Here is a 12945-nt window from a genome sequence, read left to right on the forward strand (position 1 = left end):
AAGACGGTGAGGCCGTCAGCGACGTCGTATTCCATGCGGAGCAAGCCGCTGTGGTCGTCGACATCGGTGTATTCCCAGGGCTGAGTGACATTGCGGCGGCCATCCGCAGCTTTGGAAACCGGCACTCCCGCGCGCGTGAAGAATGGCCGGGGCGACGCGTTTTTCGCCGCGGTCACAACAGCATTACGTAACTGAATTGTCTTCGACCGAGACGCTCGAGCGCGAAACGGCATGAGAAAGCCCATCCGCCGCAATTCTTGATCTGGACCGCAAAATTCTTTCGAACGAATCGGTTTGAGCGTCCGCTTTCCGACCGTGGCTCAATGACCGCTTCTGGCGCGACCCCGACACGCCGGTGATTTTCCGGCGATCCCGAGAGCGAGCCTAGCCGTCGGATCCACCGGCCAAATACACTCCCAGGCTGCCGCGATCGACATGGGCGATCGGCGCCTTGTAGGTGATCCGGCCGTTCGAGATCACTGCGACCGTGTCGGCAAGCTCGAGCACCTCGTCGAGATCCTCGGAGACGAGGAGGACCGCCGCACCGTTGTTCCGTGCCTCGACGATGCGCGCACGGATGTCCGCGGCCGAGGCGAAGTCGAGGCCGAAGCAGGGATTGGCGACGACGAGCACGGAGATCCGCTCGGAGGAGAGTTCGCGCGCGAGCACCGCTCTCTGCACATTGCCGCCCGACAGCGCTCCGATCGGAGCGTCGGGCGAGGGGCCGGCGACACGGAAGCGCGCCATCAGCTCGCGGCCGGCCGCGCTGATCGCGCGACGATCGAGCCACCAGCCGCGCCGGCTCAGGGGCGGCTTCTCGAAACGCCGAAAGGCGATGTTGTCGGCGATCGACATTCCGAAGACGGCAGCGTTCCGCAGCGGCTCCTCCGGCACGACGAACATGCCGGCTTCGTCGAAGGCGCGCCGCATCGGCACGAAATCGCGCCCGTTCACGAAGATCTGCCCATCCGTCAGCGGCCTCTGTCCGCAGCAGGCCTCGACCAACGCGTTCTGTCCGTTCCCGGAGACCCCGGCCAAGCCCACGATCTCGCCCGCAGCGACTTTAAGGCTCACGCCGCGCAAGGCTGGTCTGCCGTCCCCGTCCTCGGCGAAGAGCCCGGCGAGCTCCAGCGCAGGCTCGTGCGACCGCGGCATCTCGCGCCTGAGCGGCTGCACCGCCTTGCCCTTGTCCGGCCCGGGCGCTTCGCCGACCATCATCGCGGCCATTTCCCGGGTCGTCAGCCCGCGCCCCGAGCCGGCGATCCGCCCATGCCGCAATATCGTGACGGCGTCGGCGAACGCCTTCACCTCGCGAAACTTGTGGGTGATCATCAGCACGGTGATCTCGCCGCGCTCGGCCATCGCCTTGAGATGCCCGAGCATCTCGTCGGCCTCGGCCGGGGTCAGCACCGATGTCGGTTCGTCCAGGATCATGAAGCGCTGGTCGAGGTAGAGCAGCTTCAGGATTTCGAGCTTCTGCCGTTCCCCGGCCGAGAGTGCGCCCACGTTCCGATCGAGCGGCACGCTGAACGGCGTGCGGTCGAGAAAAGCATCGAGCCGTCGCCTCTCCGCTGCCCAGTCGATGACGGCGGGCGCGTTGCGCCGCGCGATGACGAGATTCTCGGCACCCGTCAGCGAGGGCACCAGCGTGAAGTGCTGGTAGACCATGCCGAGGCCGAGCGCCTGCGCCTCGCGCGGATTGCGGATCCGGGCCTCGCGGCCGTCGAGCAGCACCTCCCCTTCATCGGCGCGGTGGAAGCCCATCAGGCATTTGACGAGCGTCGACTTGCCGGCGCCGTTCTCGCCCAAAAGCGCATGGAACTCGCCGGCCGGGACCTTGAGCGAGACGCGGTCGAGCGCTTGGAACGCGCCGAACCGCTTCGAAAGGCCGATGGCTTCGAGGGCTGCGCCCCCGGCGGCTGGAATGGTGAACGCCTCGGGCATCATGCCTCCCTCACCGGGTGATCGAGAGCTCGCCCGGCGCGTGCCGGGCGGTGCGACGGGCACTGCCCGTGCCGGCCATGACGAGGAGGGTCAGGATGTAGGGAGCCGCGTTGAAGAAATAATAGCCCGCGGTGACGCCGATCGACTGGAGCGCCGGTCCGAGCGCGCCGGCCGCGCCGAAGAGAAGCGAGGCGGCGAGGCAGCGTCGCGGCTGCCAGCGGGCGAAGATCACGAGCGCGACCGCCATCAGCCCCTGTCCCGACGACAGCCCCTCGTTCCAGCTTCCGGGATAGAAGAGCGACAGGAAGGCCCCGCCGATGCCGGCACTCACCCCGCCCAGCGCAGTCGCGACGAGGCGCACGCGGTCGACGGCGATGCCGAGCGCGCGCGCCGCGGCCGCGTCGTCCCCCGTGACCCTGACGACGAGGCCGGCGCGGGTGTTGCGAAACGCCCAGTCGAGCAGAAAGGCCAGCGCGATGCCCAGGAGAAAGAGCGGGCTGACGTCGAGCGCGAGAGCGAGCGACGGGATGCCCAGCCAATCGCCAAGCGGGAGTGAGGGAAGCCGGGGCGCAGTCGGCTGGATGTAGGGCTTGCCCAGGAAGACGGCGAGACCGGTGCCGAACGACATCATCGCGATGCCGATTGCGACATCGTTGACGCGCGGCAGGCGGCAGATCGCGCCGTGGAGCGCACCAAGGGCGAAGCCGGCCGCCGCAGCGGCAGCCACGCCCAGCCAGGGATTGCCGCTATGGTAGGAGACGGCGAAGGCGGCCATCGCGCCGAGCACGAGGGTTCCCTCGAGCCCGAGATTCACACGTCCCGACTTCTCGGTGAGGCATTCGCCGAGCGAGACGAAGAGAAAGGGCGTCGACACGCGGATCGCGCCGGCGACCATGGCCACGAGGACCGCGAAAAGGCCGGCGTCGGTCATGGGCGCTGCCTCGCGCCGCGAGGCTGGAAGATCGCAAAGCGCCCATAGAGCGTCTCGCTGGTCAGGAGGGTCACGAAGATCACGCCTTCGAGGAGCGCGACCGTCGCGTCGGGGAGGCCGAGCCGCCGCTGGATCAGGCCTCCTGCGGCGCTGAGCCCGCCGAAGAGGATCGCGACCGGCGGGATTGCGAGCGCGTTGTGGCGGGCGAGGAACGAGACGAGGATGCCGGTGAAGCCGTAGCCCGCCACCAGAGAGACATTGGCGGCACCGTGGACCGTCGCCACGTCGAAGAAGCCGGCAAGGCCGGCGGCCGCCCCCGCGAGCAGGCAGCAGAGCACGAGCAGGCGCCCGACCGGCAGACCCTGGCCGAGCGCGGCGTGCGGATTGCCGCCCGCGATCCGGATGGCGAAGCCGGTTGTCGTCCGGCTGATCAGCACATGGGCCGCCAGGCACGCGATGAGGCCGGCCACCAGACCCCAGTGCACCGAGGTGCCCGGGATCGGACCGAGCATGGTTTCTGCCCCAATCGGATGGGTCGACGGCTTGTTGGGCGAGGCCGGATCGCGCAGCGGACCTTCGACCAGGAAGGAGAGCACGGCGACCGCGATATAGGCGAGGAGCAGGCTCGCGATGGTCTCGTTGACGCCGCGCCGATGGCGGAGCACGCCCACCAGCCCGATCCAGAGCGCACCGGCCGCCGTTCCGGCGATCGCCATCAGCAGGAGGACGAGAGGGGCGGGCGCCCAGCCGAGGAGCGGCAGGGCGGCGGTTGCGGCGGCGAGCCCGCCCATGACGAAAGCTCCCTCCCCACCGATGATCATGAGACCGGCGCGGGCGGGAAGCGCAACGCAGAGCGCGGTCAGGATCAGTGGCGCTGCGCGCTGAAGCGTGTTCTGCCAGGAAAAGGCCGTGCCGAATGCGCCCCGCCAGAGCAGCTGGAAGAAGGCGGCGGGCGACTGTCCCATGGCGAGCAGGATCGCCGAGAAGATCGCGGCCGAGATGGCGAGCGCGAGCGCGGGAACGACGACGAACTCGGCAGCCCGGCGGAGCTCGTCCGCTCCCCGCATCGCGAAGCCCGCCGAGCCATGCGTCGCTTGATCTCCGGAAACCGCAGGTCTTTCCATCTCGCCGCCATAGCTCCAGACGTTGCCTTGCGGAGCCGGGCGGAGGCAGAGCGGGCCGCCTTCCGGTCCGGCTGACCTCAGGTGACCGATCCCTCGATGCCCTCGACGAGATAATTCGCGGTCTCGAGTTCGGGCGCGTAATTGCCCAGCGCGCTGCCCGGGGCGACGATCACGTTGCCCTTGTTGTCCCTGATCGGGCCGGCAAACATCGGCTGCCCCGCCCTCAGGGCCGCGATCGCTTCCGTGGCGGCCCGGCGTGCCTCCTCGCTCGCGCCCGCGCCGAAGGGCGTGCTGGTCACCATGTCCTTGTCGTACCCGCCGATCGCGACGTTCGGCAGCGGTTCGCCTCTGGCGAGCAGCTCCGCGAAGCCCTTGTAGATCGTCTCGTACTTGGTTTCGGCGCCGGTGATGAAGCCCTTGGGTGCGAGGGCAGCCTGCGAGGTGTTGTGGCCGCAGCTCTTCACGCCGCGCCGCTCCAGCGTCTCGACGATGACCTTGGGGCTGTCGACATGGCAGGCGACGACGTCGCAGCCCGCGCTCGCGAGCGCGTTCGCGGCCTCGGCCTCCCGCACCGGCAGGGACCAGTCGCCGGTGAAGATGAGCTTGACGGTTGCGCCAGGGTTTCCCTTGCGCACGCCCAGCATGAAGCTGTTGATGGTCCGCAGGACGAGACTGATGGGCTTCGCCGCCACGTAGCCGATCTTGCCGGTCTTGGAGGACAGCCCGGCGGCGACGCCGTTCACGTAATGCGCCTGGTCCATATAGGCGAAATAGCCGCCGAGATTGGCGGGATGCTTGTCGGCCGACCAGAGCGTCGTGGGATGGCGGAGCTGCACATCCGGGTACTGCCTGGCGATATCGACCATGAACGGATTGAAATAGCCGAATGAGGTGCCGAAGATCAGCTTCGCGCCGTCGAGCTCGATCATCGACTTCATGGTGTTCGCCACGGCGAGCGTCTCGGGCACGTTCTCCTCTTCGACGACGGAAACGCCCGGAACCGTCTTCAGGGCCTCGACCGCCGTGGCGTGCGACTGGTTCCAGCCGAAATCGCCGCGCGTGCCGACATAGATGACGCCGACGACGAGCTTGTCTGCCGCGCCGGCCGCGCCGGGCCATCCGGCCGAGGCGAGCGCCGCAGCGCCCGTCGTGGCCCCCAAGACGAGGCTCCGCCGCGAGATCCCTGCTGCTGTCATGTTCGTCACTCCCCTCTGACCGGAAACCGCCGCCCTCGCTGGCTCTTCGCCTTGCGAGTCATTCTTGCGTTTCGGCATCGCCGGGCCCTCCCCGGAAGCGGCCATGCGCCGCGCGAGCCGTATCCATCAGGCCTCGACGGGGCCGGGCGTCCGCACCGGCGGCGGCGCCTTGTCCCAATCCTCCGCCGTCATCGTGCGGAGGTCGAAATAGTCGCGGGTCCGTACATAGCCGTGCCCACCCATGCGGCCGATCGCGTCGATCGCCGCCTGATCCACGTAATGGTTCTCGGGATCGACGGCGTCCTCGCGGATATGGGCCGCGACCACCTGACCGAGAATGATCTCGCGGGAGCGGCCGAGTTCGAGCGTGACGTAGCGGCGGCATTCCAGGCTTGCCGGCGCCTCGCCGATCCGCGGACATTTGATCTGTGAGCCGGGAACGGCGGTGAGGCCCGCCTGCGCGAGCTCGTCCACCGTCGCGGGAAATGGGACCGCGCAGACGTTCATGCGCTCGACCAGGGCATCAGACACGATGTTGACCGTGAATTCCTCGGTCATCCGGATATTTCGCGCCGTGTCCTTGAACGCCATGTCCGGCTTGTTCTCGACCCCGAGCGCGACGATCGCGGGATCGGCCGAGAGGCAATTGAAGAAGCTGTAGGGCGCGGCGTTCACCCGCCCCTCCTCGTCGACCGTGGTGACGAGCGCGATCGGGCGCGGCACGACGGTGCCGATCAGCAGCTTGTAGCGTTGGCGGGCGGTAAGCGCCGCGAAATCGAAGAGGGTGTGCGAGCTGGTCATTGCCCCTCGATCGGACGGGAAGGTGCCCGCGATGTCGCGCACATCTTCCGTTGAATGACGAACATTCTCGTATGCATGATTCTGATATTCAAGAATACAATATGTGCATCGCGTTGCCGAAAATGCACATAAAAGCATCGGCGCCGATTTCGCGTCGATGCACGAAACACGCCGGGAGTGCGACCGGGAGCATCGTCGACCGGATGCGGAGAGGCGCCATGCGCCGCCCGGGCTTCGGTGAGATCAGGAGAGAGGCTTGAAAGGCGGCGAGAAGCCCGGCGACGCGTCATCTCGCCGGCGTCGAGCCAGGGAAGGGCGCCTCACCCGGCCGTGCTGTAGCGCGCCAGAATATCGGAGATCCTGACGTCCTCGGCCTCCTGAGGCCTGGGCAGCGCCCGCGCCTCAACGGCGTGAAGATGCTCGTTCATGATGCTGATGGACGCCGCAGCATCGCGCGCGCGCAGCGCCGCGATCACGTTCCTGTGCTCGGCGGTCGCGCATTCGGCGACATGCGGTCGCCCATAGACGGCGAGGATCAGGGAGCAGCGCGAGACCACCTCGGAAAGATAGCGCGCAAGCAGCGCATTGCCGGCGAGGCGCGCGAGGACGATATGGAACTCGCCCGCGAGCCGGCTTGCCGAGGCGGTGTCGCCGCGCTGGGCCGCGGCCTCCTCCTCGTTCACATGGGCCTCGAGCGTCTCGCCCATCTCGGGCCGCCAATGGGCGGTCAGGCGCTGGACGATCTGCTGCTCCAGGCAATGCCGGACCTCGAAGATTTCCCGCGCTTCGTCGAGGCTCGGGATGGCGACGGTTGCCGTCCGCTTGCGCTTGATCTCAACCAGCCCCTCCTGGCTGAGCCGCATCAGGGCCGCCCTGACCAGCGTCCGGCTGATCCCGAAATGCGCGCCGATCTCGTCCTCGCGCAGCTTGGTTCCCGGCGCGAGCGCCTGCTCGATGATGGCGCGCCTGAGCGCCTGATAGGCAATGTCGGACCGCGACGAGATTTCCATGGGTCACGGGGATATCGCAAGAGTCGCTCGAGGCGCAAGTATGCGCAGCATCGCCGTCAGCGCGCGTGCAATGAATTCACGATTGCCAATATGATCCTTAATCACGTATACATGAATAGGCCCTCAACGCGAGGCAGGCAGGAGCATCCCGGATGGTAACACGCATTGTCACAATCGCGCTGAACCAGCAGCAGCTCGAACTCGTCGATCGGACCCTGGCCAAAGGCCTCGCGGAGGATCGTGCCGCCCTCATCCGGCATGCGCTGAGGCGCTATGCGGCCCGTCACCTGCCGGAGCAGGGCGCGGCAACTCGCCCGAGCCTGGCCGTCGGTTGAGCAGAGGGCAGCCGATGACGCGAGAGATTCTTCTCGACTTCGTCCTTGAGCCGGGCACGGGCAAGGCGCTCGAGGTCCGCAAGGGCCAGATCCTGCGCCTGGAGCAGATCGACGGCGGCCAATGCCTCGATTTCAACTGCTTCAATCTGCACGACTACAAGGAATATTTCCACGCCGGTCGGACCCGCACGCTGCACGGGCTGCATCCGACGAAGGGCGACTTCCTGTGGTCCGCGCCGCCGCGCGAACGGGCGATGATGTTCATCGCCGCGGACACGGCCGGGGCCAACGACGTGCTCTTCCCGCGCTGCAGCGCCAATCTCTACGAGTCCGTCTACGGGTACTGCACGCACACCAACTGTCAGGATATCCAGGCGGAGTCGCAGCGCGAATACGGCTTGACCCCAGACGACGTCCACGATTCCTTCAACCTCTTCATGGAGACGGGCGTTGACGACGCTGGGCGGCCCTACATCACCCGGCAGACGTCGAAGCCGGGTGACCATGTCGACTTCCTCGCCCTGATGGACGTGCTGGCCGTGCCCAATATTTGCGGGGCCGACGTGATGCGCACCAGCAATTTCTCGCTGAAGCCGGCCAGGATCAGCATCCTTCAGGCGACGGAGGCCGATCTCGACGCGGTCCCCGTCCTGCCCGTCTGGCGCACGCAACGGACCGTCGCGGACTTCAGGCAGCAGAGGATCAAGGCCGATAGGGAATTGCGGCGCGATTCCACCTATGTCGCCGAGTTCGTGAACGCTCCGATCCGGACCACCACCGTCGAAGTGCCGCTCGACGAAGACGAGCAGGCCCTGCTCGACCAGCTCAAGCGCAGCGATCTCTATGACGACGATGGCGCAGCGTTGCGCGACATCCTCTTCAGCTGGTGGGAGGAAGAACAGCTCGCCCGCTGATTTCGAATCTTAATAACCTTCATGATACCAAGTCGAAGAGGGGATGACCGAGATGACATGCGCTGCGAAAGCGCTCCGTGCGCGCCATTATCCGGCCATGCTGCTTGCGGCACTGCTCTCCGCGACGGCCCCCGGCGCGGCGGTCGCGCAGGAGGTCCCGGGATTCATGGACGTCGTGGCCGGCGCTCCCAGCCAGCCACAGGCCGGCGATGTCGGCCGGCTGGACGAGGCTCTGGGTGACGGCATGGTGCGCCGGGAGGCGACGGCCGCCGAAAGGAAGGTCATAGAGCTGAACAACGTCATGTTCGGCATCTACGACAACAATCTCAGGAAGTTCATCCGCAACCTGCGTGAGCAGAGCCCGATCATCATCGGTCTCTTCAACGGCGATGGCGGCTCGATGATCCTGTACCCGCCGGGGAAGGCGCCGATCGTCGCGCCGCCGGTGGCGCCGGTCTACCGGCTGGTCAAGTCGGTCTCGCACAGCTCCATGGCGATCTTCCAGCTCGTCGCGACCGCCGTGCGCGATCCGGCCGGGGACACGTCCTGGCGCGCTCCGGCGACGGCCTATCGGGCCAGCCTGAACGAGGCGCTCGGCAGCCTCGATGCCATCGAGCTCACGCCGGAGCAGCGCACGGTGCTGCGCGAGCTCATCACGCGCAACATCGCCTTCCTCGACGCCTGCCTCTCCAAGGGCAGCTTCACCTATCCGGAGCTGGAAGCCTTCGCGCAGGGGCTGCGCCCGCTGATCGGCAAGACCACCGAGATCGCCGGCCTTGCCCAGGTCCAGCACTGGACCACGGTTCTGAAGGACTGGCGGCGCATGCTGGGGGCCGATTGGGAGCGGACCTATGCCGCCACCAACACTCTCTACGTCACCCGGCGCAACAACATCCTGTTCACGCTGCTCGCCCAGCAGATGGGACGGGAGGCGATCAACACCCGCCTGCTGCTGCTGGAGACCTCCGCCTTCACGACGAAGCCGCAGCAGATGCTGGAGCTGCTCGCCCGCATCGTGGCGGATCGCGCGCTCGGCAAGGTGTTCTTCAACGACTACTACCTGATGGATTCCGAGCTGCTCACCGACGGCACGCGCAAGGCGATGGCCGATCTGGCGGCCCAAGCCGGCGAACAGGTGATGCTGCCGCCTCTCGCGCCGTTCCTGAGCAATGCCTGGCCGTGGCAGACGAGCACCGAGTACGCGCAGGGCCCGAGCCAGATCGACTGGAAGTGACGGGCGCGTTTGCGCCCTCGGCCCAATGACAGGCGCAGATCGGCGGGCGGCGGCGTTAGCGCGGATACGCAGGGCGGGAGGAGAAGAATGGGAGCCGGCATTTCACGCAGAGGGTTCCTGCGGGCTGGAGCGGCGGCGGGCGTCGCGCTCAACGTCTCCTTCCTCGCGCCGCCGGCCGGGGCCCGGCTGATCGAGACGCTGCCGCGGCCCGGCCCGGACTGGCTCACGCCCGCCGGCCGGCCGCGCTATCGCCTCGATGCCATCGCCAAGGTCACCGGAGCCAAGACCTTCGCGCGCGACTATCGCGCCGCGGACCTTCCCGGCTGGCCGCGCGAGCAGTCGCACGCCTTCCTCCTCCACGCGACCCAGGCCGACAGGAGCTTCGAGGGCATCGACCTGACGGTTCTCGGCGAGGCGCTCAAGCCCGACCGGATCGTGCTGCACGAGGATCTCGTCGCGGACGGTATCACAGTGCCCCACCCCGACTTCTTCGGCGACGTCTTCCTGGTGCCGAAGGGCGAGACGCCGCGCCTGCTCGGCCAGCCGGTCGCGCTGCTGATCTATCGCGATTTCGCCCGCTACGACGCCGCCAAGCGCAAGGTCCGCTTCGACGACAGCGTCGTGCGCTACGGCGCGGCGACCCCCTACAACCAGCCGCCGCATTACGGCGCCTCGCGCTATGTGCGCATCGACGGCGGCTCGCCCGAGGCCGAGGACCGCTATTCGCCGTTCAAGGACAGCGTCATCTTCGGCAAGTTCTCCGGCGACAAGGCCGTCTGGCCGAGCCCCGGCGAGGGCGATGCCATGGCGCGCGGCATGGCCGCCGCGGCGCAGATCGAGCAGGACATCGCCGCAGCCGGCAGCGACGCGCTCGTCCTGAAGCGGAGCTATTTCTCGCAGTCGATCGACGCCTCCGCCATGGAGGCCGACAACGGCAATGTCTGGTACGACGCCGCGACCGGCGTGCTCCACGTCATGGCCGCCTCGCAGTCGCCCTATGAGGTGGCGGAGGTCTCGGCCGAGCTGGTGTCGACGTCGAAATTCCCGCTGAAGGAGGTCGACCTCAAGGTCGGCTACACCGTCGGCTACGGGACGAAGGACCACTACATCTTCCCGCTCTTCTGCGTGCTCGCCGGCCTCTATGGCGAGGGACGGCCGGTGCGGCTCGCCAACGACCGCTTCGAGCAGTTCCAGACGGGCCTCAAGCGGCATGCCTTCTGGATGGACAACACGCTGGTCGTCGACCGCGGCACCGGCAAATTCCGCATCATGACCGGGCATTTCAGGACCGATGGCGGCGGGCGGGCGAACTACTCCTTCTCCGTCGCCTTCGTCGGCGCCACGGCAGCACAGTCGATCTACTATCTGCCGCAGAGCGACTTCTCGGCCGCCGCCTTCGCGTCGCGGGCGGTCGAGGCCGGTTCCACGCGCGGCTACGGCACGCTCCAGTCGATGTCGGCGACCGAAATGATGGTCGACGAGGCGGCGGAGCTGCTCGGGATCGATCCGATCGAGCTCCGGCTGAGGAACGTCTTCCGCTCCGGCATGAAGAACACCCAGGGCGCCATTCCGGCGGGCGCGCTGCGTAATGAGGAGATCCTGCTCAAGGCCAGGGCGCATCCGCTCTGGAGCGAGCGCGCGCAGAAGAAGAAGACGTTCGAGGCGGCCAATCCGGGCAAGAAATACGGTGTCGGCTATGGCCATGTGCAGAAGGACTACGGCACCGGCGCGGAAGCCGCGCTCGCCTCGCTCGAATTCGACCCGCGCGGCCGGATCAGCTTCCGCCACGTCGCCCACGAGATGGGGCCCGGCGTCACGACCTCGCAGGCGATCATGGTCGGCGAGATTCTGGGACGCGTGCCGGACGAGACCGAGTACGGCGTCGTGCGCTGGCCGCAGATGCCGCTCGAGACGACGGACGAGCCCTATACGCTGAGCCAGGACGAGGAAGACCGGCGCAAGCAGAACCCGCGCTGGACACCCCGCATCACCTCGCCGATGAGCGCGACCAACAGCGTTTACTATCTCGGCCATGCGACGCGCGAGGCGGCCCGAATCCTGGTCGACCTCGCGCTCTGGCCGGCGGCCAGGTCGCTCTGGTCACGCGGGACCGGCGGCGGCGCGCTCGCGCCCTACGACGTGCGCCGCGAGGATCTGCGGCTCGGGGGCGGCATGATCAACGCAGGCGGTATGCCCCCGCTCGCCTTCGAGGCGGTGGCGGCGGAAGCGCATCGCCTCGGCCTGCCGACCGGCGTGACGGTTCATACCTTCAACCGCTGGCAATGGACGGAAGCCGAGTTCGACGTGCCCGAGCGCGGCCGCCTGCGGCTGTCGATCGATGCGCTCGCCCTGCGCTACGGCGAAGGGGCGCCGGAGGAGCACAAGCGGTCGATGACGACGGGTGGCTGGCATTTCATCGAGCGGGCCGCAGTGTCCTATCCGCCTGCCCAACGCAACAATGCCGGCGTCACCTATTACGCGCCGATGGCGACCCTCGCCGAAGTCTCGGTCGATATCGGCAGCGGCACCGTCACCCTGCTTTCCCACCACTCCATCCTCGAATGCGGCCGGCAGGTCGTGCCCGAGCTGGTCTCCGGCCAGATCCAGGGCGGCATCGCCATGGGCATCGGGCACGCCCTCAAGGAGTATCTGCCGCTCTACGAGGACGGTCCCGGCGACGGTACCTGGAACTGGAACCGCTACGAGCTGCCACGCGCGAAGGACGTCGCCCTCTGGTCGCAGACGGCGGAGGTGCTGCCCCCGCTTTCCGACAGCGACCCGCCGAAGGGCATCGCCGAGGTGGTGATGATCGCCGTGGTGCCGGCCATCGCCAATGCCGTCACGCATGCGATCGGCAAGCGCTTCCACGACCTGCCGATCACGCCCGAGAAGATCCGGGAGGCCCTGTCATGACGACCGAGACGAAACCGCTCGCCCTCACCGTCAACGGCAGGCCGGTCGGCCCCGTCGACGTGCCGGAAGGGCTGATGATGCAGGACTTCCTGCACGAGTACCTGAACCTCACCGGCTCCCGCATGGGCTGCGGCCAAGGTATCTGCCACGCCTGCACCGTCATCGTCGAAGGCGAGGGCGGCGCGCTCAGGGAGATGCGCACCTGTATCACCGGCGCGCACTGGTTCGCCGGCAGGACGGTCGTGACCGTCGAGGGGCACGCCAGGCATGACGCGAAGGGCGAGATCGTCCTGTCGCCGGTCCAGCAGGCCTTCATCGAGCACTTCGCCTTCCAGTGCGGCTATTGCACGCCGGGCTTCGTCACGGGCGCGACCGTCCTGATCGACCGGCTGAAGCGCAAGCCGGTCGCCCGTGCGGAACTGGAACAGGTCGTGACCGAAGCGCTCGACAAGCACATCTGCCGGTGTACCGGCTATGTGCGCTACCATACGGCCGTACGCGACCTCATCCTCGCCACGCCCGGCCTGGTCAGCGGGTGACGGG

General features: G+C 67.6%; 11 protein-coding genes. 5 read left to right on the forward strand and 6 right to left on the reverse strand.

The window, feature by feature from the left end:
• Nucleotides 1-384 precede the first annotated feature (384 nt).
• From IED13_RS14530 to IED13_RS14555, 6 genes are all read right to left on the reverse strand, one after another.
• The gene (locus tag IED13_RS14530) at nucleotides 385-1947 is read right to left on the reverse strand and encodes an ABC transporter ATP-binding protein (protein ID WP_248312592.1); all 1563 of its coding nucleotides are present in this window, start codon (nucleotides 1945-1947) and stop codon (nucleotides 385-387) included.
• 7 nt (nucleotides 1948-1954) lie between these two features.
• A complete protein-coding gene (locus IED13_RS14535; protein ID WP_191124588.1) occupies nucleotides 1955-2875 on the reverse strand; it encodes an ABC transporter permease in 921 nt (306 codons plus the stop codon).
• Nucleotides 2872-3942 (reverse strand): ABC transporter permease, encoded by a 1071-nt coding sequence (locus IED13_RS14540; RefSeq protein ID WP_248311171.1) that lies wholly within the window; start codon nucleotides 3940-3942, stop codon nucleotides 2872-2874. Before IED13_RS14540 ends, IED13_RS14535 begins: the two co-directional genes overlap by 4 nt.
• Nucleotides 3943-4076: 134 nt before the next feature.
• Nucleotides 4077-5195 carry a BMP family ABC transporter substrate-binding protein gene (locus tag IED13_RS14545; protein ID WP_191124589.1) on the reverse strand — a complete coding sequence of 373 codons (1119 nt, stop codon included), beginning with the start codon at nucleotides 5193-5195 and terminating at the stop codon, nucleotides 4077-4079.
• 126 nt (nucleotides 5196-5321) lie between these two features.
• Complete coding sequence (locus IED13_RS14550; RefSeq protein ID WP_051988062.1) at nucleotides 5322-5996, reverse strand: flavin reductase family protein; 675 nt, start codon at nucleotides 5994-5996, stop codon at nucleotides 5322-5324.
• A 320-nt stretch (nucleotides 5997-6316) separates the two neighbouring features.
• Nucleotides 6317-7006, reverse strand: coding sequence for a GntR family transcriptional regulator (locus IED13_RS14555; protein WP_038363394.1), 690 nt, complete (start codon nucleotides 7004-7006; stop codon nucleotides 6317-6319).
• 152 nt (nucleotides 7007-7158) lie between these two features.
• Here IED13_RS14555 and IED13_RS14560 point away from each other — a divergent pair, with 152 nt between their 5' ends.
• From IED13_RS14560 to IED13_RS14580, 5 genes are all read left to right on the forward strand, one after another.
• Nucleotides 7159-7341, forward strand: a complete 183-nt coding sequence (locus tag IED13_RS14560) for a ribbon-helix-helix domain-containing protein (protein ID WP_191124590.1) — start codon at nucleotides 7159-7161, stop codon at nucleotides 7339-7341.
• A gap of 14 nt (nucleotides 7342-7355) precedes the next feature.
• On the forward strand, nucleotides 7356-8255 hold the full coding sequence (locus IED13_RS14565) for a DUF1989 domain-containing protein (protein ID WP_191124591.1): 900 nt from the start codon (nucleotides 7356-7358) through the stop codon (nucleotides 8253-8255).
• A gap of 43 nt (nucleotides 8256-8298) precedes the next feature.
• Nucleotides 8299-9489 carry a hypothetical protein gene (locus IED13_RS14570; RefSeq protein ID WP_133560773.1) on the forward strand — a complete coding sequence of 397 codons (1191 nt, stop codon included), beginning with the start codon at nucleotides 8299-8301 and terminating at the stop codon, nucleotides 9487-9489.
• An 87-nt stretch (nucleotides 9490-9576) separates the two neighbouring features.
• A complete protein-coding gene (locus IED13_RS14575) occupies nucleotides 9577-12402 on the forward strand; it encodes a xanthine dehydrogenase family protein molybdopterin-binding subunit (RefSeq protein WP_191124592.1) in 2826 nt (941 codons plus the stop codon).
• Nucleotides 12399-12941: a (2Fe-2S)-binding protein gene (locus IED13_RS14580; RefSeq protein ID WP_038363401.1), complete on the forward strand. Its 543-nt coding sequence runs from the start codon at nucleotides 12399-12401 to the stop codon at nucleotides 12939-12941. Before IED13_RS14575 ends, IED13_RS14580 begins: the two co-directional genes overlap by 4 nt.
• The last annotated feature ends 4 nt before the right edge of the window (nucleotides 12942-12945 follow it).

The sequence above is a fragment of the Allobosea spartocytisi genome (assembly GCF_014764685.1).
Classification (GTDB): Bacteria; Pseudomonadota; Alphaproteobacteria; order Rhizobiales; family Beijerinckiaceae; genus Allobosea; species Allobosea spartocytisi.

What these genes read in the sequence shown, in the direction of transcription:
- IED13_RS14530 (WP_248312592.1), bottom strand. Translation starts at nt 1,947, where the DNA reads ATGATGCCCGAGGCGTTCACCATTCCAGCCGCCGGGGGCGCAGCCCTC.
- IED13_RS14535 (WP_191124588.1), bottom strand. Translation starts at nt 2,875, where the DNA reads ATGACCGACGCCGGCCTTTTCGCGGTCCTCGTGGCCATGGTCGCCGGC.
- IED13_RS14540 (WP_248311171.1), bottom strand. Translation starts at nt 3,942, where the DNA reads ATGCGGGGAGCGGACGAGCTCCGCCGGGCTGCCGAGTTCGTCGTCGTT.
- IED13_RS14545 (WP_191124589.1), bottom strand. Translation starts at nt 5,195, where the DNA reads ATGACAGCAGCAGGGATCTCGCGGCGGAGCCTCGTCTTGGGGGCCACG.
- IED13_RS14550 (WP_051988062.1), bottom strand. Translation starts at nt 5,996, where the DNA reads ATGACCAGCTCGCACACCCTCTTCGATTTCGCGGCGCTTACCGCCCGC.
- IED13_RS14555 (WP_038363394.1), bottom strand. Translation starts at nt 7,006, where the DNA reads ATGGAAATCTCGTCGCGGTCCGACATTGCCTATCAGGCGCTCAGGCGC.
- IED13_RS14560 (WP_191124590.1), top strand. Translation starts at nt 7,159, where the DNA reads ATGGTAACACGCATTGTCACAATCGCGCTGAACCAGCAGCAGCTCGAA.
- IED13_RS14565 (WP_191124591.1), top strand. Translation starts at nt 7,356, where the DNA reads ATGACGCGAGAGATTCTTCTCGACTTCGTCCTTGAGCCGGGCACGGGC.
- IED13_RS14570 (WP_133560773.1), top strand. Translation starts at nt 8,299, where the DNA reads ATGACCGAGATGACATGCGCTGCGAAAGCGCTCCGTGCGCGCCATTAT.
- IED13_RS14575 (WP_191124592.1), top strand. Translation starts at nt 9,577, where the DNA reads ATGGGAGCCGGCATTTCACGCAGAGGGTTCCTGCGGGCTGGAGCGGCG.
- IED13_RS14580 (WP_038363401.1), top strand. Translation starts at nt 12,399, where the DNA reads ATGACGACCGAGACGAAACCGCTCGCCCTCACCGTCAACGGCAGGCCG.